The sequence below is a fragment of the Psychrobacillus sp. NPDC093180 genome, assembly GCF_044754065.1.
In the GTDB taxonomy this organism is placed as follows: Bacteria; Bacillota; Bacilli; order Bacillales_A; family Planococcaceae; genus Psychrobacillus.
Genome location: NZ_JBIVOJ010000008.1, coordinates 226,131 through 251,445, shown reverse-complemented (window position 1 = coordinate 251,445; position 25,315 = coordinate 226,131). Strand labels below are relative to the sequence as shown.

General features: G+C 37.4%; 24 protein-coding genes and 1 riboswitch. Of the genes, 8 read left to right on the top strand and 16 right to left on the bottom strand.

What is annotated here, in order from left to right; translation table 11 throughout:
- Positions 1-10 precede the first annotated feature (10 nt).
- Positions 11-769 (bottom strand): exodeoxyribonuclease III, encoded by a 759-nt coding sequence (locus ACIP9W_RS14055; RefSeq protein ID WP_400790482.1) that lies wholly within the window; start codon positions 767-769, stop codon positions 11-13.
- A 150-nt stretch (positions 770-919) separates the two neighbouring features.
- Between ACIP9W_RS14055 and ACIP9W_RS14050 the strand changes: the two genes are divergently transcribed.
- Positions 920-1,366: a GNAT family N-acetyltransferase gene (locus ACIP9W_RS14050; RefSeq protein ID WP_400790480.1), complete on the top strand. Its 447-nt coding sequence runs from the start codon at positions 920-922 to the stop codon at positions 1,364-1,366.
- Between the two features lie 49 nt (positions 1,367-1,415).
- Here ACIP9W_RS14050 and ACIP9W_RS14045 read toward each other — a convergent pair whose 3' ends face one another.
- From ACIP9W_RS14045 to ACIP9W_RS14030, 4 genes are all read right to left on the bottom strand, one after another.
- Positions 1,416-1,940, bottom strand: a complete 525-nt coding sequence (locus ACIP9W_RS14045) for a Rossmann-fold NAD(P)-binding domain-containing protein (RefSeq protein ID WP_400790477.1) — start codon at positions 1,938-1,940, stop codon at positions 1,416-1,418.
- Between the two features lie 243 nt (positions 1,941-2,183).
- The gene (gene phaC, locus ACIP9W_RS14040) at positions 2,184-3,266 is read right to left on the bottom strand and encodes a class III poly(R)-hydroxyalkanoic acid synthase subunit PhaC (RefSeq protein ID WP_400790475.1); all 1,083 of its coding nucleotides are present in this window, start codon (positions 3,264-3,266) and stop codon (positions 2,184-2,186) included.
- 42 nt (positions 3,267-3,308) lie between these two features.
- Complete coding sequence (gene fabG, locus ACIP9W_RS14035; RefSeq protein WP_400790472.1) at positions 3,309-4,091, bottom strand: 3-oxoacyl-[acyl-carrier-protein] reductase; 783 nt, start codon at positions 4,089-4,091, stop codon at positions 3,309-3,311.
- Positions 4,092-4,145: 54 nt separating this feature from the next.
- Positions 4,146-4,616, bottom strand: coding sequence for a polyhydroxyalkanoate biosynthesis repressor PhaR (locus tag ACIP9W_RS14030; RefSeq protein ID WP_400790471.1), 471 nt, complete (start codon positions 4,614-4,616; stop codon positions 4,146-4,148).
- A gap of 225 nt (positions 4,617-4,841) precedes the next feature.
- Here ACIP9W_RS14030 and phaQ point away from each other — a divergent pair, with 225 nt between their 5' ends.
- Complete coding sequence (gene phaQ, locus ACIP9W_RS14025; RefSeq protein ID WP_400790468.1) at positions 4,842-5,249, top strand: poly-beta-hydroxybutyrate-responsive repressor; 408 nt, start codon at positions 4,842-4,844, stop codon at positions 5,247-5,249.
- 46 nt (positions 5,250-5,295) lie between these two features.
- On the top strand, positions 5,296-5,793 hold the full coding sequence (locus ACIP9W_RS14020; protein ID WP_400790465.1) for a PhaP protein: 498 nt from the start codon (positions 5,296-5,298) through the stop codon (positions 5,791-5,793).
- Between the two features lie 83 nt (positions 5,794-5,876).
- Here the strand turns inward: ACIP9W_RS14020 and ACIP9W_RS14015 are convergent, their stop codons facing one another.
- From ACIP9W_RS14015 to ACIP9W_RS14005, 3 genes are all read right to left on the bottom strand, one after another.
- Entirely contained in the window at positions 5,877-7,472 is a 1,596-nt protein-coding gene (locus ACIP9W_RS14015; protein ID WP_400790462.1) for a catalase, read from the bottom strand.
- A 119-nt stretch (positions 7,473-7,591) separates the two neighbouring features.
- Positions 7,592-8,656 carry a M24 family metallopeptidase gene (locus ACIP9W_RS14010; RefSeq protein ID WP_400790459.1) on the bottom strand — a complete coding sequence of 355 codons (1,065 nt, stop codon included), beginning with the start codon at positions 8,654-8,656 and terminating at the stop codon, positions 7,592-7,594.
- 111 nt (positions 8,657-8,767) lie between these two features.
- Positions 8,768-9,352, bottom strand: a complete 585-nt coding sequence (locus tag ACIP9W_RS14005; RefSeq protein ID WP_400790456.1) for a hypothetical protein — start codon at positions 9,350-9,352, stop codon at positions 8,768-8,770.
- A 202-nt stretch (positions 9,353-9,554) separates the two neighbouring features.
- Between ACIP9W_RS14005 and ACIP9W_RS14000 the strand changes: the two genes are divergently transcribed.
- Entirely contained in the window at positions 9,555-9,758 is a 204-nt protein-coding gene (locus ACIP9W_RS14000) for a twin-arginine translocase TatA/TatE family subunit (RefSeq protein ID WP_093274514.1), read from the top strand.
- A gap of 143 nt (positions 9,759-9,901) precedes the next feature.
- Here ACIP9W_RS14000 and ACIP9W_RS13995 read toward each other — a convergent pair whose 3' ends face one another.
- A complete protein-coding gene (locus ACIP9W_RS13995; protein WP_400790452.1) occupies positions 9,902-10,057 on the bottom strand; it encodes a hypothetical protein in 156 nt (51 codons plus the stop codon).
- Positions 10,058-10,271: 214 nt separating this feature from the next.
- On the opposite strand from ACIP9W_RS13995, the gene tatA reads away from it, so the two are divergent.
- Both tatA and ACIP9W_RS13985 read left to right on the top strand, forming a co-directional pair.
- Positions 10,272-10,475, top strand: coding sequence for a twin-arginine translocase TatA/TatE family subunit (gene tatA / locus ACIP9W_RS13990; protein WP_400790449.1), 204 nt, complete (start codon positions 10,272-10,274; stop codon positions 10,473-10,475).
- Between the two features lie 126 nt (positions 10,476-10,601).
- Complete coding sequence (locus ACIP9W_RS13985) at positions 10,602-11,363, top strand: DUF817 domain-containing protein (protein WP_400790446.1); 762 nt, start codon at positions 10,602-10,604, stop codon at positions 11,361-11,363.
- Positions 11,364-11,561: 198 nt separating this feature from the next.
- On the opposite strand, the gene metH is transcribed toward ACIP9W_RS13985, so the two are convergent.
- The 7 genes from metH to kynU all read right to left on the bottom strand — a co-directional run bounded on the left by metH (position 11,562) and on the right by kynU (position 22,906).
- Positions 11,562-14,999 carry a methionine synthase gene (gene metH, locus ACIP9W_RS13980; protein WP_400790443.1) on the bottom strand — a complete coding sequence of 1,146 codons (3,438 nt, stop codon included), beginning with the start codon at positions 14,997-14,999 and terminating at the stop codon, positions 11,562-11,564.
- A complete protein-coding gene (locus ACIP9W_RS13975) occupies positions 14,980-16,839 on the bottom strand; it encodes a bifunctional homocysteine S-methyltransferase/methylenetetrahydrofolate reductase (protein WP_400790441.1) in 1,860 nt (619 codons plus the stop codon). The genes metH and ACIP9W_RS13975 overlap by 20 nt, the downstream gene beginning before the upstream one ends.
- Before the next feature lie 77 nt (positions 16,840-16,916).
- A riboswitch (SAM riboswitch) is annotated at positions 16,917-17,022 on the bottom strand.
- Positions 17,023-17,186: 164 nt separating this feature from the next.
- Positions 17,187-18,572 carry a protoporphyrinogen oxidase gene (locus tag ACIP9W_RS13970; protein WP_400790438.1) on the bottom strand — a complete coding sequence of 462 codons (1,386 nt, stop codon included), beginning with the start codon at positions 18,570-18,572 and terminating at the stop codon, positions 17,187-17,189.
- Positions 18,573-18,760: 188 nt separating this feature from the next.
- Entirely contained in the window at positions 18,761-19,387 is a 627-nt protein-coding gene (kynB, locus tag ACIP9W_RS13965) for an arylformamidase (RefSeq protein WP_400790435.1), read from the bottom strand.
- 2 nt (positions 19,388-19,389) lie between these two features.
- Positions 19,390-20,742: a sodium-dependent transporter gene (locus ACIP9W_RS13960; protein WP_400790433.1), complete on the bottom strand. Its 1,353-nt coding sequence runs from the start codon at positions 20,740-20,742 to the stop codon at positions 19,390-19,392.
- An 18-nt stretch (positions 20,743-20,760) separates the two neighbouring features.
- Complete coding sequence (gene kynA / locus ACIP9W_RS13955; RefSeq protein WP_400790431.1) at positions 20,761-21,615, bottom strand: tryptophan 2,3-dioxygenase; 855 nt, start codon at positions 21,613-21,615, stop codon at positions 20,761-20,763.
- Positions 21,616-21,628: 13 nt separating this feature from the next.
- Positions 21,629-22,906: a kynureninase gene (kynU, locus tag ACIP9W_RS13950; RefSeq protein ID WP_400790428.1), complete on the bottom strand. Its 1,278-nt coding sequence runs from the start codon at positions 22,904-22,906 to the stop codon at positions 21,629-21,631.
- 246 nt (positions 22,907-23,152) lie between these two features.
- Here kynU and ACIP9W_RS13945 point away from each other — a divergent pair, with 246 nt between their 5' ends.
- Complete coding sequence (locus ACIP9W_RS13945) at positions 23,153-24,076, top strand: PucR family transcriptional regulator (RefSeq protein ID WP_400790425.1); 924 nt, start codon at positions 23,153-23,155, stop codon at positions 24,074-24,076.
- 82 nt (positions 24,077-24,158) lie between these two features.
- Entirely contained in the window at positions 24,159-25,256 is a 1,098-nt protein-coding gene (locus ACIP9W_RS13940) for an ABC transporter ATP-binding protein (protein WP_400790422.1), read from the top strand.
- Positions 25,257-25,315 lie beyond the last annotated feature (59 nt).

Sequence of the window (25,315 nt, the reverse complement as noted above, 5' to 3'; positions counted from 1 at the left end):
TATTAACATTTCAGAACTTATCTAATTCTAAAACGACTGGACAATGATCACTACCAAGCACTTGCGCGTCAATAGAAGCATCTTTTAAAACTGGTGTAAGTTTTTGAGAAGCGATGAAATAATCAATTCTCCACCCAATATTCCGCTCCCTCACTTTATTCATATATGACCACCAAGTATAAGCCCCCTCACGTTCCGGATAAAAATAACGGAAAGTATCTACGAAACCAGCAGCCAATAAATCCGTCATTTTTCCACGTTCCTCAAGGGTAAACCCAGAGTTTCCCCTATTGGATTTGGCATTTTTCAAATCGATTTCTGCATGCGCAACATTTAAATCACCGCACAGAATAATCGGCTTCACTTCGTCTAGTTTTTTCAAATATGCCCGTATCTCGTCTTCCCATTCTAATCGATAAGGAAGTCGAGTTAAATCTCGTTTTGCATTTGGTGTGTAGACATTTACTAAGAAAAAGTTTTCGAATTCTAACGTAAGGATTCGCCCTTCATCTTCTGTCTCCATGTCGCCAACACCATATTTTACAGATAACGGCTTCACTTTCGTAAATACAGCAGTACCAGAGTACCCCTTTTTCAATGCATAATTCCAATATTGTTCATATCCATCTAGCTGTAAATCTATTTGTCCGGCTTGCAATTTTGTCTCCTGCAAGCAAAATATATCTGCATTCACTTCATTAAAATAATCTAAAAACCCTTTTTGCACACAAGCACGCAATCCATTCACATTCCAAGATACTAATTTCATATGTATTCCTCCTTACAAAATAAAGGTGTCTATTCCAATTATGTTGTATTTACAACAAAAATAAATTCATTTACACTAATATATACACATAAATAGATTATGACTTGAGTTCACCTGCTTGTCTAATCGAAAGAAAAGGACTGAAAATGAATGAATTCTAAAAGAATAGCAGAAGATAGTGACTTACAAAAAGCATTTGATATTAGAAAAGAAGTATTTGTAAAAGAACAGGGTGTACCATTAGAAGAAGAGTTTGATCAATTTGATACGCTAGATGGACAATGTGAGCATATTTTAGTCTATTATGAGGACGAACCTGTTGGAACTGGTCGATTAAGAGTAGTGGATGGAATTGGTAAATTAGAACGCATTTGTATTTTAGAGTCTTATCGTAAATTTGGCCTTGGTAAAGTAATTGTTAAAGCATTAGAAGAAATTGCAAATAGAAAAGGATTGGCCCAAGTAAAATTACATGGACAAACCCACGCAGAAGGTTTTTATGAAATACTTGGCTATGAAACAGCATCAGATGTGTTTATCGAAGATGGCATTCCACATATTTTGATGATTAAAACATTAGATACACAATTAATTTAAGTAATCAACAATTATAACAAAGAGCATGACTTCAAAGGTTATGCTCTTTTTAACTGGAAATTTTCCCAACTAAATTATAGTGCTGACCTACTTGTACCGAATGAATAACCCCATGGGCTATCTCAACATTTGTTAACCATCTTTGTCTATCATTTTCACTAACAAATCCTAGTTGTATAAAATTGTATTCTATGTCTTTTTGGGGTTGATATTGTTTCCGCAACTTTTCAGCGTTTGCTTGACTACCTATTACTTGCCAAACCTTACTTTTCTCCTCTATCAATTCAAAAACAGTGGAAAGTGCATGTAAACCATCGGAATGCAGCCAAACTACTGCTTCTATTAAAGGACCATATACTTGTACATTTTTTCGTAGCGCTTTGTACAGTTCGGTAGTATCTCGATAATCGAGATAGATTGCTTTTATATTCTCTGTATTCGAACAAGACTCTTTCACTCTATTCATTTTTTCTTCGTTCCGTGCAATAACGGAAACAATATAGTTATTATCGGCATACCACTTAGACACTTCTGCTAACATTCCCGTCCCACCAATTATGCAAATATGTTTCATTTAGTATCATTCCTCTCAAGTATATATTGCTATACTATTTAAAAATGTTCCAGCACATCCACAACAAAATGATGCTTTCTGTTATCAGTCCAATCTAACTTCCGAAAAAATACGAGTGGCGCTAGATGTGCTAGCGCCACTCGTATTTAGAAAACTCGTTTAAAGTATTACTAGACATTCAAGTCCAGAGCACTTTCAAAACCTTATTGTGCAGTTTGCGATAATCAATTTTATTCCTTTATATCATTTCGAATTATCGGTAACCCACTTTTCAATATAAGGATGTATTTCATTGATTGCTTTGCGACCTGTGACAACCGATACATGACCAGTTTCTACTATATGTAGTGTCTTGTTTTTGCTAGACACCTTATCATTGAGCGGTGCGATCTGTTGTGGTAAAGCAATGTTGTCACGAGTGGCAGAAATATTCAGTAGATTAGCTTTAATATTCGCCAATTCTACTTTGCGTCCACGTACAGTTAATTGATCATTAATGAGTTTGTTGTCCTGATAGAAATCTCTAATCCACTGTCTATAAGATTCACCCGGGAAAGGGATACCATCGTTCAACCATTTTTGCATGAGTTTCCAATTTAAAACAAAGTCTTCGTTTTCCACACGGTCAGCTAAACTGATATATGGTCCGACAACATTCGAAATTGGATTAAGTAGCTTGTTTCCGAAATCGATTAATTCGAAAGGAATATTACCAAGCGTATCGACCAGTTTATCTAGCTGAAAATAACGTTTATCCAGCCAGTTTGAATAATGCCCTGCATCTTTAAAATCAATTGGGCTCGTCATCAATATAAGATTGCGAATTGGCAATTGTGGATAAAGTGCAGTAAAAATTGCCGTCATTGTGCCACCCATGCAATACCCTAAAAGCGTAATATCTTTCGCTTTTGAAGTCTTTAGCACTTTGCTTACTGCTCTAGGAATATAATCTACGATATAGTCATCTAGTTTCATGTTGCGGTCCTCGTAGCCAGGGGTACCCCAGTCCAACAAGTAAACATCATGTCCTTTATTAGTTAAGTGCTCTATTAAGCTATTTCCTGGATAAAGATCTAATATATACGGTTTATTGATTAATGCATAAATCATTAGAATCGGTACTTTATTTGTTTTCTTTATCGCTGGCTGATAGCGGTATAATTTTGATTTATTTTTTGTCCAAATAACCTCTTTTGGAGTCTGACCAACTTCTGGTTCAGCATCCGAAGAGATAACTTCTGTTAATCGTTTAATCTGTTGAATGTTCTTATCCTCCGATAAACGGTCGATCCAATTGTCAAATTGCTTGGTATCTAACGTAACCATAAAATCCCTCCTACCATTATTTTTCGATATGGAAACTTGTTGTTACATATATAGACCGCCATTTACATTGATTTCTTGACCTGTAATATAGCTTGCTTGCGCTAAAAATAACACAGCATCTGCAATTTCACTCGTACTGCCTAATCTTTGTACAGGCACTTTTGCAATGATTGCATCTTTTACATTTTCCGGCATTGCTGCAACCATCTCTGTTTCGATGAATCCTGGGCAAATCGCATTTACTGTAATACCATTTCTAGCAGTCTCTAGAGCCAGCGACTTTGTAAAGCCTAGCAATCCAGCTTTTGATGCAGCATAATTCGTCTGTCCAAAACCACCAGCTTGACCGATGATTGAGCTGATATTAATAATCCGACCAGATTTTTGTTCTAACATATGGTTGATAACAGCAGATGTTGTGTTGAAAACACTGTTTAAGTTTATATCGATCACTTGATCCCATTCTTGTTTGGACATTTTACGGAAGGTACGATCTCTTGTCACACCTGCATTATTAATGAGGATATCGATTTTTCCGAAACGGTTCAATACTTCCTCTATAAGCTTTTGTGAGTCCTCTTCTATAGATACGTCTGCTTGAATAGCAAACAAACTGCCACCTTCTTGCTCGATTTCTTGCATAACATTTTCCATATCTAAAGTGCTACTAAGATAATTACCTACAACTTGTGCGCCATTTTTTGCCAATGCTTTAGCTATTTCAGCTCCAATTCCTCGTGAAGCTCCTGTTACAACAGCTACTTTCCCTGCAAGAGGTTTTAATGGATTTGTTTGTTCCAATACGGTTGTTTGCAATTTTGTCATTTAATACACTCCCAATATATGTTTTTTTAAGAAATCATTTAATCTAGTAGAGGATTACTTCTTAGTACCTGTAGCATTTAAAGCTGTTGTAGTTAAAGGTCCATCTGTTACTTTAGGGGTATTTTGTGCAAGTATTGTTTTATCAAGCAGTTCAATTACTTTATCCAATTTCTTATCTAGACTATTTAGTCCTTTTCTAAGTTGTTCTATCTCTCTAGAAGTATCAATCTTGTACACATCCATTTGATCTTCTAAATCATCTACTTTAGATTCTACATTTATTACAAGGGAAGCAACGTTTGCAATTTCATCCCTAGAAGGCATATTAGCTTGTTTCAAATAAGATTCGGTCATTTTATTCACAAATCCTTGATATTGTAAATATTGACTTTGAATCTGTCCTAAACTTTCTGCAAAGGATTCTTTTCCAAGTGTGTCTTGGATGGCATCTCTCCATGTACTTTCTGTTTTCTCATACACGTTTTTCCACATTGTAAAAGCATCAAATGAAGTTGTCTGGGTCAATGGAAATCATCTCCTTTTCTTAAATTCACCATAACTTTATCACACTTTAACATGGTAGTGTATATTAAAATTGTAAAGATTGTGACTATTCGATAAATTCCTAATACATTCCCCTTTTTTCGACAAAGCTTGTCATACTTTTTCAAAAATATCTCCCTTGACTTATCAAACATATAGGTGTAAATTACACTTATATGCAACAACTAAATAAGTAGGTGATTGATAATGGAATCGAAAGAAGAAACTAAAAAAAATAAGAACACCAATATTGGTGCTCCAAAAAATTTCCTGATCCCAATCATGTTGCTGCATTTGCGTGATTGGAATACACATGGATATGAACTAATGGAGAAAATTTCACAGTTTGGTATGGAATCCGTTGACCAAGGAAACTTTTACCGTCTCCTTCGGCAATTAGAAAAAGATGCATTGGTTACTTCTGAATGGGATACGACATCAGGGGGTCCTGCTAAACGTATTTATTCCATTACGGATGCAGGAAAGCAATATTTAGATTTGTGGGCTGGATCATTGAGTCAGTACCAAAAAATGTTGAATCAATTTTTCAATATTTATAACCCTTTTTTTAACCCACTCCAATCTTCTTCTAATAAGAAAGAAGATGAGGAGTAGTTATAAATAATAAACATGTTTTGCTAAATCAAAGGAGGAATTACAGATGGCTAGAGAGCAATTAACTAATGGTGTCGATTTATTGTGGGATGGATGGTTAAATGGATTTAAAACGTTACAAAGCTTACAAGATGACGTGCAGAAAAAAGCATTTCAAGCATTTACGTATCAAAAAGAACTTCTTGATTCAACAGTTGCTACGTTGAACGCTATGGAAGAAGAGACAAAAAAAGCGACGCAAGAGTGGCAAAATAAAGTTCAAACGAGCGTAAATGGAATCAGTGCAAACGCACAATTAGAACAAGTTACTACATGGTTAAATAACGTTCAAGAGATTAACGATAAAGCACAAGCTCTCTCTTGGAAACCAAGCTATGCGGTTTTGGATCTTTTCGTTCAATCACAAAATCACTTAGAGTCAACTGTTAAAGCTGCATTGGAACAACAAAAACAAGAACGTGAAGAAACACTATACAAAATCGAAGAATTGACTGCGTTACTTAAAGGAGCACATAAAGATTTGTTGGTATCTGTAGGCGTATAACATATAATGCAAAAAGTAAAAGAGAGAGGTCATCATTTCAGATGATTCCTCTCTCTTTCTTTAATGTTAACCTCAGTAGGTTATTAATATGGTTCCGCTTCGTTACTATTTTCTATTGCACTTTTGGGAGCCTCGTCGCCTTCACGATTTCCTAAAGGCTTTTGGCTAGATCCACCTGATTTGGCATGAGCAAGACCTTCTCTTAAATGGCGTCCGTACTCTTCATCTGCCTCTTCTGCCAGTGCAATCATTTTTTCTTGAATTCGTATATCACAGCTGGACAGGTCATTGACAAGATTGGCAAGGAGTTCGTTTTTTTCCCATTGCTCAAAGTTTCGATATGTTTCTCCTGCTTGCTTAGTATTACTTTGTCTGTCGATCGATTGTCGCACTAAATTTCCTTTTATCATCGGTGTGTATTCTTTTCCAAGTTGCTCTGCTTCCTTTAGACCATCTAGTATAGAAGGCTCGTAGTTAATATGTGGATTTTGAAAAGGTGCGCGGTCCAACTTATATTGCATTTGCCCACCGCTTTGGTTAGTCGCTACTCGTTTTTTTGGTGCATTAATCGGTAGCTGTAAATAGTTTGCTCCTACACGATGACGTTGTGTGTCCGAATAAGAAAATGTTCGACCTTGCAACATTTTATCATCCGAGAAGTCTAGTCCGTCCACAAGTACTCCTGTACCAAATGCAGCTTGCTCCACTTCCATAAAATAATCTTCTGGATTTCGATCTAACACCATTTTTCCAACAGCCATCCATGGGAATTTGTCTTCTGGCCATAGCTTCGTGTCATCTAGCGGATCGAAGTCTAGCTCTGGATGTTCATCATCGCTCATTATTTGCACGAGTAGTTCCCATTCCGGAAAATCACCTTTTTCGATTGCATCATATAAATCTTGCGTTGCATGGTTAAAGTTTTTCGCTTGTATTTCCTCTGCTTCTGCTTGCGTTAAGTTTCGAATACCCTGTTTCGGTTCCCAATGATATTTCACAAGTACCGCTTCGCCTTCTTTATTCACCCATTTATATGTGTTTACACCCGAGCCTTGCATCATTCGGTAATTTGCCGGAATACCCCATGGCGAATAAATGAAAGTAACCATATGAAATGTTTCAGGAGAACTCGCGCAAAAATCAAAAAATCGCTCTGAATCTTGAATATTCGTAACTGGATCAGGTTTAAATGCATGAATCATATCCGGAAACTTTATCGCATCTCGAATAAAGAAAATCTTCAAGTTATTTCCAACTAAATCCCAGTTTCCATCCTCTGTATAAAACTTTACCGCAAATCCCCTTGGATCACGTAATGTTTCCGGAGAATGACCTCCATGAATAACAGAAGAAAATCGAACAAACACAGGGGTGCGCTTTCCTTTTTCTTGAAACAATTTTGCACGAGTATATTTCGAGATTTCTTCATCGCCAGCTGCTCCATATGCTTCAAAGTAACCATGTGCCCCAGCACCACGTGCATGTACAACCCGCTCCGGAACTCGCTCCCTGTCAAAATGACTTATTTTCTCGATAAAATCATAGTTTTCAAGTGTGGCAGGACCACGGTTTCCAACTGTTCTCATGTCTTGATTGTTCGTTATAGGATGTCCTTGTCTATTGGTTAACGTGTCCTCGTCTTCTATATTTGTTTCAAAATCCGGTTGTTCGTTTGTCACTTGTTATCCTCCTAAACATCATATAGATTCTACTTCTCTTATATACTGTCCAGTTTTCATTTATATAAACAAAAAGTAAATTATTAAAAGCCTCCCACTCTAGTAGGAAGCTTTTTCCGTTACAAAATAATTAATTCTTTGGTGGATTTTGTAATAATTTCTATGCTATCTTTCTTCAAGATAATATCATCCTCAATTCGAACTCCACCAAGATCAGGAATGTAAATGCCCGGTTCTACCGTCAAAACCATTCCTTCTTCAATATGCTGCTCACATTTTGGATTCATAAAAATATCTTCATGGATATACAAGCCAATCCCATGACCCATGCCGTGTCCATAAAACTCGCCATACCCTTTTTCACTTATAAAATCACGAGTTAATGCATCTGCTTCTTTTCCTGTCATTCCAGCTTTTATCCCACCAAGTGCATGTTCGAGAGCTCCTGATACAATCGCATAAATTTCTTTCAACTTAGGGTCTGGTTCCCCTACAGCAATCGTTCTCGTCATATCGGAGCAATAACCGTTATAATACGCACCAAAGTCTAATGTGATCATATCTCCTTTTTCTACTATCTTTTCACTTGCTACTCCATGCGGTAATGCAGAGCGAACACCTGAAGCAACAATCATATCAAAGGAAGAAGAAGTAGCTCCTAGTTTTCGCATATGGAATTCTAGTTCGTTTGCTATTTCAATTTCAGTAATCCCCGGACGAATAACCGTTAAAATATGTGAAAATGCGGCATCTGAAATTTCGGCTGCCTTTTTAAGAATTGCTATTTCAGATTCACTTTTAAACATGCGTAATTTTTCTACTGTCCCAGAGAGCGGTACTAAATCAGCTTTAGCATATTTACTAAACTCAGAATAGTACTGATAAGATACGCGTTGTTGTTCGAAACCTAGCTTTTTAATCCCTAAGCTTTCTGCAAGATTAGCAATTTCCTTATAGATAATCGCTCTATCTATTTCTTTTATTGTAAAATTCTTCGTCTGTGCATTCGCTTGGCTAGTATAACGAAAATCTACTAATAAATATGCTTCCGTTTTTGAGATAAGCACAGTTCCCGCACTTCCAGTAAAGTCTGTTAAGTATCTTCTATTAATACCATCCGTTACTAATACTCCATCTATTCCTAACTCCTCAAATGCTTCTCTAAGTTTTACAAGCTTCTCCATTGTTTACCCCCCTGAAATCACTTTTCATATAATTCAATATAATGCTTCAATTATTAATATGACATAAGCAAGGAATTATTAATAGTAGTTTTAGCAATGAACAGATATTCACTAGATTGGAAATGCAAAACGTCTCCAATTATTCTTTTGCACGCTCTCTTCTACGCCGCGTTTATTATATACATATGTTTGTAATTTGCCTTTATATAAAAGATTTAACGAAGAGTGCTGCTCAAAATGATGTGGTTGCACTAAGTAGGGTGCAATTTGTAATTGCATAGATTTGCATTCATTCATCATTGTTGCAACAAATTGTGAACAGAAAAATGCATACTCTCTTTCAATTTTTATATTCATAGCTACTCCAAATAATCCGATTAAATTATATTTATATAATTCTCTATCCTGTTCCATATGACGGATTTTATTTCGCATTCGATTATATTCTTTACAGGTTACTTCACATTTATAAATCGCACATGATGCATGAGTGAAAAGCCCTTCTGTCGGTTCTTCCCTTATGAATCCTGCATTAAATGGATTATGTTTATTTTTCCTACCAAAACTATACATCTCATTCAGTTCTTCATCAAAAGCGATGGATGCATGATTCATGTCTTTTCTCGTATACATTCCTATTGCTTTAGAAAACAGTGTCCCTGTATTAGTCAACACGATATAAATCGTCTTTTCCATCTTTTTCACCTCGTTCATAAGAAGCATTTTGCCCTCATATCTGCTTTTCTAATCATCTCTCAAAAGCATCTTTTTCTAAACAGACTCTGGGAGGAAAATTAGTAAGGCTTAAGACGTAGTTAACTAGACAACGCCAAATAACACTTTTTTAACGAAGTATGTTATATTTGTATCGAGTCTAAAATGAAAAGGAGGAATTTCCATGCCAAATATAGGGATACCGGGTTTAATCCTCGTATTAATCATTGCTTTAGTTATCTTTGGCCCATCAAAGCTTCCTCAACTAGGTAGAGCAGTTGGACAAACATTAAAAGAATTTAAAACCTCGACACGAGATATTATAAATGATGAAGAAAAAGAGGAAGTTAAATCCGAAGCAAAAGAAATAGAGCTTGAAAAGAAATAAATTATAGGAAGAACCAGCTATTTTAGTCAATAGCTGGTTCTTTTAATTAAACCGAAAAGAACTAGTATTCGCCTTGAATATTACTCCATATGACCCATACATTTTATACGTATGAAAATGTTTGATTTTGAATCTCTTCATTTTTAATATCTATATATGAAATGGGCACGTTCCACAATATCCGTAACAGTTACATTCTTGTACCCTTTTTCACGGATTAAACTAATAATGTGCAGCTTAAAAATTTGCTTCGTTCTTCTTATACTTCTGCTCTCATCATTAGGTTTTGCTGAATTCATACATCTCGTCCTTTCTGTTCTAAATTATACCGACTTGGATATTCTGTCACTAGTTATTTAGACAACAAATGTTCCTTAACTATTAAGTCTTTTATCCTACAACCATTCGTAATAATTCGTTTAATGATGACGGTAATTAGTTAGTAGCAGCCAATAGTATAAAAGATTTGAAATTAGTTAATATTAAAATTGACTGCTAAAAGGAGGTAATACCTTGCCAAATATCGGTGTACCTGGTTTAATAATCTTGCTAGCGTTAGCTTTAATCATTTTCGGTCCTTCCAAACTACCTCAATTAGGTAGAGCTGTGGGACAAACTTTAAAAGAATTCAAAACTTCCACGAAAGAAATAATGGATGATGTTACGGATGAATTCAAACTAGAAGACAATGATCCAGAAGCTAAGAAAAAAAAATAACAGAGGGAGCCAGCTATTTATCACCTATAGCTGGCTTTTTGATTTCGATTCTTAGCAACTTGTAAGAAGCCGTTTCGTCTAAATTTTATAGACATTATTTAAAAGAAGGTCGGGGTTTGGCTTGCCATGAAGAACTTTCTAAAATTCGGATATTTACAAGCATTGTGTTGTATATTTCCTGTTATCATTTTTGGTGCACTTGCGTTATCTAAATATTTTACTATTCCATTTTTGCCGCGCTATGATTTTATTTTACTCGTTTGTATAGCTGCTCAGATTTTTATGATTGTATCGAAATTAGAAACCTTTGATGAATTAAAGGTCATTTGTATGTTTCATGTAATCGGCTTGGCACTTGAAATATTTAAAGTACATATGGGCTCTTGGGCGTATCCGGAAGAAGCTTATAGCAAGTTTTTTGGGGTGCCTTTATATAGTGGATTTATGTATGCGAGTGTTGCAAGCTATATTTGTCAAAGTTGGAGACGAATGGATTTACATATGTATAACTGGCCAAAACCTTTTTTTGCCGTTAGTATTAGCGCTCTTATCTACTTGAACTTTTTTACACATCATTTTAGTTATGATGTAAGATGGGCTTTAAAAGCTTTATTGGTCATTATATTCTTCCGAACGTTTGTAACTTTTCGGGTCAATAAAAGTATTTATAAAATGCCTATGATTTTAGCTTTTCTATTGATCGGTTTCTTTATATGGATTGCTGAAAATATCACCACATTTTTAGGCGCTTGGCAATATCCTAATCAGGAAACTACATGGTCGATTGTGCATATCGGGAAAATTAGCTCTTGGTTTTTACTAGTGATTATCAGCGTTATTATTGTGGCTCAGTTGAAGCGAGTGAAGAGCGGCATGAAGTCTTCCTAGTAATTGGGAGTTGGTTGCTTTTGCGCTTGAATTGGTTGCTCTCACATGGTAACTAATTGCTTTAAAGCATGAATTGATTGCTCTCACCGGTGTAATGGTTGCTTTCCAACATAATTTGATTGCGCTTATACATTTTATGGAATTGTATAAACTAAAAACACAGGCGACAGAAGTAAAATCTGCTGCCTGTGTTTTTGGTTAATCTACAACAAAATATCTCGCATCAGGATGCGCAAATACAATGGCTGACACGGACGCTTCAGGTTCCATCATGAACTCTTCGGTTAACTCTACACCGATATCCTCTGGTTTTAATAGTCCAAATAATTTTGCTTGGTCTTCCAAATTAGGACATGCTGGGTAGCCAAATGAGAAACGTTGTCCTTGGTACTTAGCGGCGAATCGCTCGCGCATTGTAAAGTCGGTTGCGTCTGGAAAGCCCCATTGGTCTCGGATTTCTTGATGAATTCGTTCTGCAAATCCTTCTGCTAGCTCTAGAGCAGTTGCTTGCAACGCATGACTTTCTAGAAACTTTCCTTGTTCTTTTAATTTGTTTGCTGCAGTGCGTACACCTTGGCCAGCAGTAACGAGCATGAATGCGACGTAATCCATTTCGCCACTTTCGACTGATTTCAAATAGTCCGCAAGACAAAGATAAGGTTCAACAGATTGCCGTGGGAACGTAAATCTTTCTATTTCCGTTTTTGCGTCGCTTGGATCATAGATAATGACATCATCTCCATCTGATTGTGCCGGGAAAAATTGATACAGTCCAGATGGTTTCAATAGGTCTGCTCCTAGAAACGCAGTTACAAGCTCATGTAATTCCACAGCGCGCTGATCCTTTTGTTCAAGCAGTTTATCGCTATATCCTTTTAAGCCTAAATGATGACCAATAAGCGTTCGCATATTTACATACGGATATAAATGAGCCACGGAGTATTCTTTTAATACATGTCTGCGCAAGTCTTTTGGTCTGTATATTTGCACATCCTCTCGCACAGTTTTCACAGGCTTTGTTAAAACTGCCACTGCTTGTTTCGAAGCTCTGTTTGCTTCTGCTACTTTTCGTTTTTCTTGTTGTATCGTTAGTTCTTCTAATAGAGTTATTTTATCTCCTTCATCTTGCAAACGATTTGCCAGTTCTAGCCCTTGCATCGCATCTTTTGCGTACAGTACCGGGCCTTCATATTCTGCTGAAATTTTTGTTTCCGTGAAGCGTCTGGAAAGAGCCGCTCCCCCCACAAGCATCGGGATATCAATTCCTGCTTCTTTAAAATCCTGTGCTGTAATGACCATTTGTTGAGCTGATTTAACAAGTAGCCCGGAAAGTCCTACAATATCCGGCTTTTCTTTTCGAATCACTTCTATTAGTTCCGCTGGTGTTACCTTTATTCCTATATCCAGCACTTTGTATCCATTATTGCTTAAAATAATATCGACAAGGTTTTTTCCGATGTCATGCACATCCCCTTTTACCGTTGCGAGAACGATTTTTCCTTTTCCAGAGTCATCCTCATTTTTCTCCATAAATTGCTCCAAATAAGATACAGATGCTTTCATCACTCCTGCACTTTGAAGCACTTCCGCAACGATTAATTGGTTATCGTTGAAGAGACGCCCTACTTCCGCCATTCCATCCATAAGGGGGCCATTAATGACTGCAAGAGGGGTATCATACATGTTGAGTGCTTTTTCTAAATCCGGAATTAGCCCTTCTTTCGTTCCTTCGATAATGTAATAGGCTAGACGCTCCGGTACCGTTTTTGGAATATCTGCTTCTGTTTTTTCCTTCTTTTTATCTCGATAAAAGTCTGTGAAATCTGCAAGTGTTTTGTCAGTCGTTGTAAATAATAAGTCATTCGCCATTTCAATTTCCTGCTCAGGAATGGATGCATATCGCTCTAGTTTTTCCGTATTTACAATCGCATAATCGAGACCTGCTTGTGTGCAATGATAAAGATAAACTGCATTAAGCACTTCTCGACCAACCGGTGGAAGTCCAAATGACACGTTACTGACTCCTAGAGTGGTTAAGACTCGTGGCATTTTTTCTTTTATCAAGCGAATTCCTTCAATTGTTTCCACTGCAGAGCCAATATATTGTTGATCACCTGTACCTACTGGGAATACGAGTGGGTCAAATATGATATCTTCTGGCGCAAGCCCCCATTTATTCACAAGTAAATCATACGAACGTTCTGCAATTTCCAGTTTACGCTCCCGTGTAACAGCCATCCCTATTTCATCGATTGTTCCAACAACGACAGATGCACCATATTTTTTGACAAGCGGTAGGACAGCATCGAAACGTTCTTCTCCATCTTCTAAATTGATGGAGTTAATAATCGTTTTCCCTTGAGAATACTTCATAGCTTCTTCAATAACTTTTTCATCTGTAGAATCTATTACAAGCGGCACCTTTACTTTTTTCACGACTTCTTTCATAAAGTTTGTCATATCAGTAAGCTCGTCACGGTCTGGATTTGCTAGGCAAATATCTATTACATGAGCACCGCCTTTTACTTGGGCACGTGCAATTTCAGATGCTTCTTCGAATTTTTCTTCTATTATAAGTCGCTTGAACTTTCGAGATCCGATTACATTCGTTCGCTCCCCTATTAACAAAGGACGCATCGAATCATCATAAAGAAGTGGTTCGATTCCAGAAACGACATGACCATGACTGGCTTCAGATGGTTTTCTTGGGGCAATGCCCTCCACCGCTTCTCGTACCGCACGGATATGTGCTGGTGTCGTTCCACAGCATCCACCGACTAGATTTAACCATCCTTTTTCTGCAAAACCTTTCAACTTCTTAGACAGGGAGTCTGGTGACTCATGATAATGACCTTCCTCGTCTGGTAATCCTGCATTTGGATAACAGCTTACATAACCATCTGACAGCTCTGAAAGTGAGCGAATATGATCGGTCATAAATTCAGGACCTGTCGCACAATTCAGCCCAACAGAAAGCGGTTTTATATGTTCGATCGAAATATAGAAAGCTTCAATGCTTTGCCCTGCAAGGGTAGTTCCCATTGGTTCAATTGTTCCAGAAATCATAATCGGAAGCTCTTTATCAGTTTCTGTGAATGCTTGTTTAATCCCTATCGTTGCGGCTTTAACATTTAGCATATCTTGACTTGTTTCAAGTAAAATCAAGTCAGAACCGCCTTCCACTAATGCTTTTGCTTGCACATAAAAATCATGCGTTAGCTCTTCAAACGTAATCCCACCAGTAACAGATAACGTCTTCGTCGTCGGTCCAATCGCCCCAGCTACAAATCGTGGCCATTCCAATGTTGAATATTCTTCCGTGCATTTCTTGGCAAATTGAGCGGCACGAAAGTTAATGTCGTATGCTTGGCTACCTAAATCATATTCGTTCAATACTACCGGTGTTCCCCCAAACGTATTCGTACAAATAATATCAGCACCGGCTTCTAAATATTCAAGATGAATTTGCTCAATAACACCTGGATTCACTATATTTAAATACTCATTGCATCCGTCATACTGCTCGCCTCCGAAATCATCCGCCGTAAGATTCGCATTTTGGATCATCGTCCCCATAGCTCCATCGATGAGGAGAATCCTCTTTTCAAGTTGTTGCTCAATTAGATGTTTGGACATAGCTGCTCTCTCTCACTTTCTTACTGTCAATTTCTTGAATATGCTTAATCAATTCCAATGACATATCATAACGGAAGAATGGCGTAATAATGTAAATACCATTGAACAATTCAGCGGCAGTGTCTATTAGTTCTTTAGCAATTTGAATACCTTCCGCTGTTGCACGTTCTCTATCTTCCCCACAAGCACGCATTCTTTCTAGCACATCGTCGGATAATTTGATACCTGGCACTTCATTGTGTAAAAACTCTGAGTTTCGAATATTTGTTAGTGGCATAATACCGATAAAAATAGGAGTTGCTAAATGTTTCGTCGCTTCAAAGATTTCTTGAATTTTTTCTTTTGTATAAACCGGCTGCGTAATGAAATAATCAGCTCCACACTCAATTTTCTTCTCCAACCTTTTTACTGCTCGGTCAAGTACTCGGACGTTTGGGTTAAATGCCGCCGCAACAGAGAAGTTTGTTTTTTTTCGAAGCGATTTTCCGGAGAATGAAATTCCTTCATTTAACTGTTTTATTAATTGAATCAATTCCAAACTGGAAACATCATATACGCTTGTAGCACCGGGAAAATCTCCAATTTTTGTTGGGTCTCCTGTTACTGCTAATATGTCATGAATTCCAAGCGCATCAAGCCCCATTAAATGTGATTGAAGCCCAATTAGATTACGATCGCGACAAGTAATATGTGCAAGTGGTCGAATATTATTTTGTAGCTTTAACATCGATCCCATCGCCATATTGCTGATGCGCGGAGAAGCAAGTGAATTATCCGCCATTGTCACTGCGTCAACACCGGCATCATAGAGCTTTGTTGCACCTTCCATAAAAGTTGTCGTATCTAAATGACGCGGTGTGTCTAGTTCTACAATAATAGTCCTTCCATTTTGCGCTTTTTCATGAAGTGGTTCATTGATATTCGGCTCTGCCTCACGGATAATGATTGGCTTTTTAGGAGCTACGACTTTTGTTGTTAACGGGGATAAATGACCAATTCTTTTTTTCGCAGCTTCGATATGCTTTGGTGTCGTCCCACAGCATCCACCGATTAATCGAACCCCTTCTTCACTAAGAAGTAGCGCTGCCTTACCGAAATAATCTGCTTCTGACTCGTATACAATACGGCCGTCTTCTATATCTAACAAACTTGCATTTGGAAAAGCAGAAAGATATGCATTTTTCGGCAGTGTAACCTCCTCTAATGCCTGTATCGTGTGGAATGGCCCTAGATGGCAATTGACACCAACGACATCTGCTCCTAATGTATCCAGCTGTTGCAATGCATCGTTCAACGATAACCCATTTTGTAATATGCCAGGCTCATGCATCGATACTTGGGCTATAATTGGCGTAGTTGTTAATTTTCGTAAGTGCGTAACAGTAGCAGCTAGCTCTTCAAAATCATAATACGTTTCAAGCAATAGTCCATCCGGATCCCCAGAGAGTAAGTGATTCACTTGCTTGTCGACCTTTTGAATGATTTCCTCTAAGCTTACATCACTTTTTCGAATGCCACGAATACCACCGATTGTCCCTAGCACAAACTGTTCACCTGGTGCGGCTGCCTGTTTGGCAATTTGAATTGCCGCTTCATTGATTTCTTTCACACGATTCTCCAGTCCATATCTTGCTAATTTAATCGCATTTGCACCATATGTGTTCGTTTGAATAATATCTGCACCAGCTTTGATATATTCCTGGTGAATCTTTTTAATAATTTCAGGTCTTTGGATATTTAATTCTTCATTGCAATATTCAATTCCATATGAATATAGGAGTGTTCCCATCGCTCCATCTGCCGTTAACATATTTGTTCGTAACTTATCTAATAATCCCACTTGCACCCATCCTTCCTTAAAATAAAAAAACCTTCTTTTTTTAAAAGAAGGCTTCATAAGCATACGAAATGCGTCCCTTCTCATCTTTCAGACTATTAGTTGTCTGCTGGATTTAGCACCTAACCTATTCGGCAGGTTGCTGAAGCTTCACAGGGCCAGTCCCTCAGCTTCTCTTGATAAGAATTCAATATTCAGTTTTCAACAATTAGTGATATCGTACCTTTATTAAACTAAAGCGTCAAGTTAATTTTGAATTTTCTTTACTATATAAATCCCATGGTTTAGTTTCTCAACATGAAAAAAAGTATCCTAAAAAGTACTTTTTAGGACACTCTCATCATTTGTAGCTAAAAATTATTAACAACTAATTCAGCTGTTTCTTTTCCATTTTTAATACATGCCCCTATACCAACACCATAATAAGAGCATCCTGCAAGTATTACATTAGGCAGCTGAAAAGACATCTTATCTCGTAAGGATTTAACCGCTTTCCCATGTTCTAAATGATAATTTGGCATTAAATCATTCCATTTGGTCACTTCTACGACACTCGGTTTCCCATTCAGCTTTAAGCTTTTCTCAATATCTTGCAATGCAATTTGAACTAGTTCTTCTTCACTCATATGTTTCATTTCTTCAAATGCAAGATTCGAGCTTTTATAAAACATACGAACAAGCAAATGACTATTTTCTGATGTATGCTTCCATTTACGACTTGTCCAAGTACATGCATTGCATTTCACATCGCTATTATGAGAAACGATAAAGCCAGTGCCTTCTGCAGGAAGCTGTTCGTCTGGAATGTCAAAACCGAGATAAATGCTTATAAGCGATGAGTTTTTCAGCTTATTAAAATCAGCGTTCAAAACTTCGTTTTGCAATATTCTTTGTGTAACATCGTGCGGAGTTGTTAATATAACGTAATCTGCTTCGATCGACTCATGATTTGCAAAGGAAACCTCATATCGATCGTCCATTTTCTCCACTTTCGTTGTATGTATCCCTTTTAAAATAGTAGCATCACTAAGCTCTTTTTCTAAGCGGTCGATCAAAGCAGAAAGACCATTTTTAAAAGAAATAAATTTTTTATTGGAAGCTGCTTGGAATTTTTCTTTATTGGCTCCTAATCCTTTCATAATGCTACCGTAATCTTCTTTATAGTCTATTAAATATGGTAATGTGGAGGCCAACGTAAGCTTATCTAGATCCCCTGAATATACACCTGATAATACAGGTGCTATTTGTTTTTCGACCAACTCTTTTCCTAAGAAATGCTCTAGGAACGATCCGATTGAGCTGTCTTTTGTAAAGCTTTCATTGGATAGATTAAGATCCTTTAATGCTTCTTCCTTTCCCTCATCGGAAACTAGTGTACTACTTTCTAACGATTCCTCACTCATCGGTATTCCAAACACTGTATCTGCTGGAATGGCATGTAGTTCGTTATTCGTATATATATAAGAAATACCTGTTGCGTTATATACAAGCTCATCTTCCAACTGTAGATCCTCCACTAGAGGTAGTACCTCTTCATGACGTGCAACGATCGAATCTGCTCCTGTTTCCATAATGAACTCTTTTTGCTTTACCGAGTGAATTTTCCCGCCTAAGTATTGATTCGACTCTACCAATACCATTTCCATATCTAGCGCTTTTTCTATTTTAAGTTTTTGCAAATAATGCATTACAGAAAGTCCTGTAATACCTCCGCCTACCACAACTACTTTTTTCAAAATGCTCACTCCTCGTCTAAAATCCGGTGTCACTCACTTCCTCTAGTATAAACACTAAATAATAAATGCGGTATGATTTACGTCACTATTCTTCCCTGTTTCCATTAAAATTCATCCGTAGTTTACCATTTCGTCAAATTTGCAAAAAAAGTCTTCTATCAGCTGATATCGCAAATAGAAGACTTTTCTCATATTGCTCGGATTACAGCTCTTACTGGACTACCATCCGCTCCTTGAATCTTTAATGGCAAAGCAATCAGTTCATAATTGCCAGGTGTTACGTCTTGTAGAAGTAAATTTTCTAAAATATGCACACCATGTCGATAAAGTGCATGATGCGCTGGCAATTGTTTATCATCTAATGCATCAACAGAGGGATGTTCAACCCCTATTAAAAAAATACCTTTTTCTTGCAAGAAAGCACCGATATTTTCTTTTAATATGGGAATTTGTGTTGGAAATTGTTCCTCGTTAACCATTTTAGCAGTTTTCAAAAGTAATCGTTCCACTCCATCTAGTTCAAATGCTTCCAACTCTTCCCTTCCTATTAAATCTAGCCCTGTGACATCTACTACCTTTGCACGTCCAATATAAACATTAATGTCGAGTTGTTCTATTGTCGGCGCGTCGCTGTCAAAGTGAAAGGGTGCATCGGCATGCGTTCCAGTATGTACACTTGTGGTGAAACGACCAATATTAACGGAGCCGGTCTCTTCTTTTGAGTAGGATAGTTCAAATTGAAACGGCGTATCGCCCGGCCATGTTCCGATTTTATGGGAAAAAGGCTGTGAAATATCGATCCATTGTTTTTTCATTGTCATCCTCCTAAAATAGGGCGAAGTGAATAAACCAACACAACTACTATTACAACCGGTACCATCCAGGTCATCAAAAAGCGCCAAGCTGTATAATATCCAGGAGCTAGTGTGCTGCTAAGCTTAAACTCTTCCTCGACTAATACTTTATTCATCTTGTGAATGATAAAAATAGCTATTAACAGATTTCCAAGAGGAAGCATCATATTACTTACTAAAAAATCCGTTGCATCAAAGACGCTTTTTTGAAAGATTGTCACGTCCTTAAGTAAACTGGATGATAATGCGGATGGAATTGATGCAACAAAAATTATTCCTCCTATTATCCAAGTGATCCCTTTACGTGCGTTCTTCCATTTCTCCATAAGTGCAGCAACAATAATTTCGTACATGCTAAAAGAAGATGTCAATGTCGCAAATAAAAACAGAATTAAAAATAACGCTAAAAATACTTCCCCAAAAGGCATTTGACCAAATACTGTTGGCAGTACGATAAAAAGTAATCCTGGTCCTTCCGCTGGCTCATAGCCAAAAGCAAAAACGACAGGAAAAATGGCTAACCCTGCAAGCAACGATACGAAAATATTCATAATGACAACGGACCCCGCAGAATACGGTAAACTTACATCTTTCTTTAAATAAGAGCTATAGGTGACCATACAAGAAAACCCAACAGCTAAGGCAAAAAAGGATTGCCCTAACGCATACAAAATAGATTCCCCTGTCGTCTTCGAAAAGTCGGGGGAAAGAAAAAATTTCACACCTTCCATGGCACCGTCTAGCGTCAACGATCTAATTACGAGTATAAAGAAAAAAATAAATAATAAGGGCATCATTAATTTGTTTGCTTTTTCTATACCATTTTGTACCCCTGAAGAAATAACCCATACGTTTAGTAATGTAAACACAAGCAATCCTACTAACGTAATCCAAGGAGTTCCGATAATTGTGCCAAACAACACATCCGAGCTTGTATTGTCTGTAATGACATTTCCAACAACCGACATGCCGCTGTATATTAATATCCATCCTCCTACCACACTATAAAAAGATAATAAAAGGAAGCATCCAACGACACCAAGCCTCCCAATCCACACCCATGCGCTATGTGGCACTAACTTTTTATAAGCAGTAATCGCTTCTTCGCCAGCTCCTCTTCCAATAATAAACTCAGATATTAACATCGGAAGTCCAATTAATAATGTTAAGCAGACGAAGATTAAAAAGAAAGCACCCCCACCGTTTTGTCCAGTCACATATGGCATTTTCCAGATAGCCCCGAGTCCAATTGCTGCTCCAGCAGAAGACAGGATAAAGCCTAGTTTGGTTGACCATTGTCCTCTATTCGAATTCATATACTTCCTTCTTTCTTCCTAAAGACTAGTTCTCAAATCCCACAGTTCAGGGAAAAAACGATGATCTAGCACTTTACGTAAATAATTCACACCGGATGAACCACCTGTTCCAGTTTTAAACCCAATAATTCGTTCCACTGTTTTCATATGGCGGAAGCGCCATTGCTGTAGCCAGTCCTCCACATCTACGAGTTTTTCTGCTAACTGATACAAATTCCAGTATTTATCTACATTTCGATATACTTCTTTCCATGCATTAGCAACCGACTCATCTCCCCCATAAGTTACGGAATAATCACGGTTCAAAGCAGTTGGGCTAAGTTGAAATCCTGCTTTTGCTAATGCCTGAATTGACACATCATAAATACTTGGTGCATTGTACGCTTTTTCTAGCTGTTTATACAACACAGTATCTTGCTCGTAGATTTTAAGAATTTGCTTCGTTTTATAGCCTAGAGCAAACTCAATTTGTCTATACTGGAAAGATTGAAATCCTGATGCTTTCCCTAGTTTATCACGAAACTCCAAATACTCAGCTGGTGTTAATGTCGAAAGTACATCCCAAGCTTGAATGATCTGTGTTTGGATTTTCGTCACACGTGCAAGCATCTTAAAAGCCGCCTGCATTTTATCCTCTTGAATCGCTTGAATAGCACTAGTTAATTCATGCAGTATTAACTTCATCCAAAGCTCACTTACTTGATGAATGATGATAAATAGCATTTCATCGTGATGACCTGATAACCGTTTCTGACTAGATAAAATGCTATCTAGCTGTAAATAATCACCGTACGTCATATCTTCTTTAAAATTAGTGTGAATGCCTGTTTCACCCTTCAATTTCTCATGCAGTTTCGAAATATCCTCCGTCATGGAGCCCCTCCTTTTACGCTATAACTTCTCGTTTATTTTCGAACTTTTTATATGACTCTTCTTTCATTATCTTCTTTAGAATTTGTACGGTTTTCCACACATCTAGAAATGAGTTATATAAGGCAACAGGTGCTAAACGTATACCATTTGGAGAACGGAAATCTGGAATGACTTGATACTCTTTTAATGCTTTACAAATGCGAGCTGCTTCTTCATGGACCAAATAAATATGTCCACCGCGACGGTCGTGATCCTTTGGACTTGCGATTGTAAAATGATAGTCACACAACTCTTCTTCTATCAGCAATGTCATAAAATCTGTTAATTTTAAGGATTTTTCTCGGATGGCATCTATTCCTGCTTCCGCAAATATTTCCAGTGATCCATATAATGGAGCTGCACTTAAAATATTGGGCGTTCCAATTTGATAGGCACCTGCATTCGCGGCTGGTGTCATTTGAATCGAAAGGTCAAACTGTTTTTCTTTATCAGAACCAAACCATCCTGCAAGCCCTGGTTTTTGACCGAAATGTTTTTGATTCACATATAATCCCCCAACTGCTCCTGGTCCGCCGTTCAAATGTTTGTAGTTACACCAAAAAGCAAAATCCACATCCCAGTCACTTAGCTCATGTGGAACCGAGCCAATTGAATGACATAAATCAAAACCAATCAAAATATTTCGTTCATGTGCAGCTTTCGTCAACTCTTTTATGTTTAAAATTTGTCCACTTCTATATAAAACACTCGGCAATACGATAAGCGCAACATCCTCTTGCATAGCTTCTATAATATCTGCTTCATCTAACGTATCCCTATCACGACTTTTCACTAATACCATATGCTCTTCAGGATCGTACCCATGCAAAGATAACTGACTACTAATCGCGTATAAATCAGAAGGAAAATTCAACTCATCCGCTAAAATCTTCGTGCGTGCTCCTTCTGGATGATAAAAGCTTGCGACTAACTGATGTAAATTCGAAGTCGTTGATCCAGTAATGATTACTTCTTCTTTCTCCGCCCCCACAAGTGGTGCACACATTTCACTTAACCTATCAGAGAAATAAAACCATGGATGTTCCCCTTTCGTCCATCCGTCGATCCCGTATTTCTTCCAAGAATCTAATAATGATAACAATGACTGCTCTGCCCTTTTTGACAGCAATCCTAAAGAGTTCCCATCCATATACACAACATCTGGCTGTAAATAAAACTCAGTCCGAAACTTTTTCAAAGTATCTTGCTCGTCTAATTTCCTTGCATTTTTCTCTGTTGTATCTCTTTTCATTCCTAGTATCGCCATCCTCTTTTAAAATTCCCAATTTTCTTTCTATTAAAATAAATGATAGACTTTAAGTGAGAGAGTGTCAATTCAACTATAAATGTCCTACGTTCAAGCATATGACCGCTGAGTTGACAAAAAAGAAAAATTTCTTTGGAGGTTTTTTCATATTCATAAATCCCCCCATTAATACTAAAAGCTAAAATAGAACATTTAAGGTTCCAATAGCTTCAGGATAGGAGATGTCATATAGTGTCCACTAACTTAGCAACACTTTTTCCATCTATCGAACTATTATCTGAATGTCCAAATTTAAATGAAACATATACATATATCTTTCACAATGAAAAATTAAACTGTTGGATGACCATCGACAAAAATGAAGTATCTGACCGTGAATATGCACTGCTTTGTTCTCTGTTTCAAGAAGTCAAGCCAGCCGGTCTCACCAATGAATCTCTAGCAGAAAAATGGATTAAGTTTCTTCATGACAAAGGACCTGTCCCTCTAAAAAAGGATACGGAGATCCGCATTATTCAACTTCATTTTAATGTGAAAGAAGCTATAGAATCCCATTTGGAAGAGGCAGTCAAACTATTTTTTGACGATGCCATGCGACTCATTTTTATCTCTTCAGAAGATGCGGTCCTAATTGAAGAGAAGTCTTCCTATATACATACTTTAGATGACTTCTCTTCTTTTATCGTTGCGCTTGAAAGTGATTTTTTCATCACAGTTAAAATGTATATCGGGAAATTTCATCCAACAACCCAGCCCTTTGCCTCACATTTTATAACAGAACAAAAGTGGTTCTTCAAAGGTCTGTCGCGGAATCGAGCTGAACAAATATATTCGATGCAAAATACTTTTCCTTTTATCTTGATAGATCAAATATCAGAAGAACTAAAACAAATAATTCACAAGGAGATATTAGAACCAATTGAATACGATATGGAGTTATTACAATCAGTTCAACTCCTTTTTGAAAATGGCTTCAATGCTTCAGTCGCAGCCAAAAAATTGCACGTGCACCGAAACACTCTTCAATATCGACTTTCTAAATTTCAAGTTGTGACAGATATTAATGTACGTAATTTCGATGGGGCACTTGTTGCTTATTGCGCCAGTTTGATTGCAATGGAGGAGTATACAAATCGCACAACACTTAATGATTAGAATTGTGCAAATATTACATTTTGAGATTTCTCTAGGCTTGGTAACCTATCTATAGAAAGAAATAATAGAGGAGTTGCTCAAAATGGAGAAAATAGTTCTTGAAAATATTTACAAAGTATACGAGGATGGCGCAACAGCAGTTTCTAATTTTGATTTGCGTGTCCAAGATCAAGAGTTTATCGTTCTGGTCGGTCCTTCTGGATGCGGAAAATCAACAACACTTCGTATGATTGCAGGACTTGAAGAAATTTCGGAAGGTGATTTTCGTATCAATGGAAAATCGATGAATAATGTCCCGCCAAAGGATCGTGACATAGCAATGGTATTTCAGAACTATGCACTTTATCCCCATATGACTGTATATGACAATATGGCTTTCGGTTTGAAGCTAAGGAAATTCTCTAAAGCGGAAATCGATAAACGTGTGAAAAACGCTGCAAGTATTCTTGGCCTCGAAGCACACTTAGATAGAAAGCCAAAAGCATTGTCGGGTGGTCAACGTCAGCGTGTGGCACTTGGTCGTGCAATTGTTCGCGATGCAAAAGTATTTCTTATGGATGAACCATTATCGAATCTAGATGCAAAATTACGTGTCCAAATGCGTGCTGAAATAGCAAAGTTACATCAACGACTGAAAACGACAACAATTTATGTAACACACGACCAAACAGAGGCAATGACAATGGCATCACGTCTTGTCGTTATGAAAGACGGACTAATCCAGCAAATCGGGACGCCTAAAGAAGTATATGAGAATCCAGAAAACATATTTGTAGGTGGATTTATCGGCTCGCCTGCGATGAACTTTTTTGAAGGTAAAATCACGGATGGCTACTTCAAAATTGGAAATGTTGCATTGAAGATTCCTCAAGAGAGGCTCTCGTTTCTAAACTCGCTAGGATATAACAATAAAGAAATCCTTCTAGGAATAAGACCTGAACATATATCAGAAGACCCTGAGTTAATAGCTCAATCTTCCGATTCAACCGTAAAAGCAACTATCGAAGTATCGGAATTAACGGGAGCAGAAATGATGATCTATTCTTCCCTCGAAGGTCAACAGTACATTGCCCGTATAAATTCAGATTCACCTATTCAGCCTGATCAAAAAATTAAACTATTCTTTGATCTATCAAGAAGCCATTTTTTCGATAAGGAAACAGAAAGTCGTATTGGATAAAGTGAAACTTCAATCAGCCGGGGTTTTTCGACGCACTGGACGTGCTAGTGGGGACGTTG

Coding starts and splice junctions, on each gene's coding strand:
- ACIP9W_RS14000 (WP_093274514.1), top strand. CDS start 9,555: ATGCCAAATATAGGGATACCGGGTTTAATCCTCGTATTAATCATTGCT.
- metH (WP_400790443.1), bottom strand. CDS start 14,999: ATGTCCAAACATCTAATTGAGCAACAACTTGAAAAGAGGATTCTCCTC.
- ACIP9W_RS13985 (WP_400790446.1), top strand. CDS start 10,602: ATGAAGAACTTTCTAAAATTCGGATATTTACAAGCATTGTGTTGTATA.
- kynA (WP_400790431.1), bottom strand. CDS start 21,615: ATGACGGAGGATATTTCGAAACTGCATGAGAAATTGAAGGGTGAAACA.
- ACIP9W_RS14005 (WP_400790456.1), bottom strand. CDS start 9,352: ATGGAAAAGACGATTTATATCGTGTTGACTAATACAGGGACACTGTTT.
- kynU (WP_400790428.1), bottom strand. CDS start 22,906: ATGAAAAGAGATACAACAGAGAAAAATGCAAGGAAATTAGACGAGCAA.
- ACIP9W_RS14045 (WP_400790477.1), bottom strand. CDS start 1,940: ATGAAACATATTTGCATAATTGGTGGGACGGGAATGTTAGCAGAAGTG.
- ACIP9W_RS13960 (WP_400790433.1), bottom strand. CDS start 20,742: ATGAATTCGAATAGAGGACAATGGTCAACCAAACTAGGCTTTATCCTG.
- ACIP9W_RS14055 (WP_400790482.1), bottom strand. CDS start 769: ATGAAATTAGTATCTTGGAATGTGAATGGATTGCGTGCTTGTGTGCAA.
- phaC (WP_400790475.1), bottom strand. CDS start 3,266: ATGGTTACGTTAGATACCAAGCAATTTGACAATTGGATCGACCGTTTA.
- ACIP9W_RS14020 (WP_400790465.1), top strand. CDS start 5,296: ATGGCTAGAGAGCAATTAACTAATGGTGTCGATTTATTGTGGGATGGA.
- kynB (WP_400790435.1), bottom strand. CDS start 19,387: ATGAAAAAACAATGGATCGATATTTCACAGCCTTTTTCCCATAAAATC.
- phaQ (WP_400790468.1), top strand. CDS start 4,842: ATGGAATCGAAAGAAGAAACTAAAAAAAATAAGAACACCAATATTGGT.
- ACIP9W_RS13940 (WP_400790422.1), top strand. CDS start 24,159: ATGGAGAAAATAGTTCTTGAAAATATTTACAAAGTATACGAGGATGGC.
- ACIP9W_RS14010 (WP_400790459.1), bottom strand. CDS start 8,656: ATGGAGAAGCTTGTAAAACTTAGAGAAGCATTTGAGGAGTTAGGAATA.
- ACIP9W_RS14050 (WP_400790480.1), top strand. CDS start 920: ATGAATTCTAAAAGAATAGCAGAAGATAGTGACTTACAAAAAGCATTT.
- ACIP9W_RS13995 (WP_400790452.1), bottom strand. CDS start 10,057: ATGAATTCAGCAAAACCTAATGATGAGAGCAGAAGTATAAGAAGAACG.
- fabG (WP_400790472.1), bottom strand. CDS start 4,091: ATGACAAAATTGCAAACAACCGTATTGGAACAAACAAATCCATTAAAA.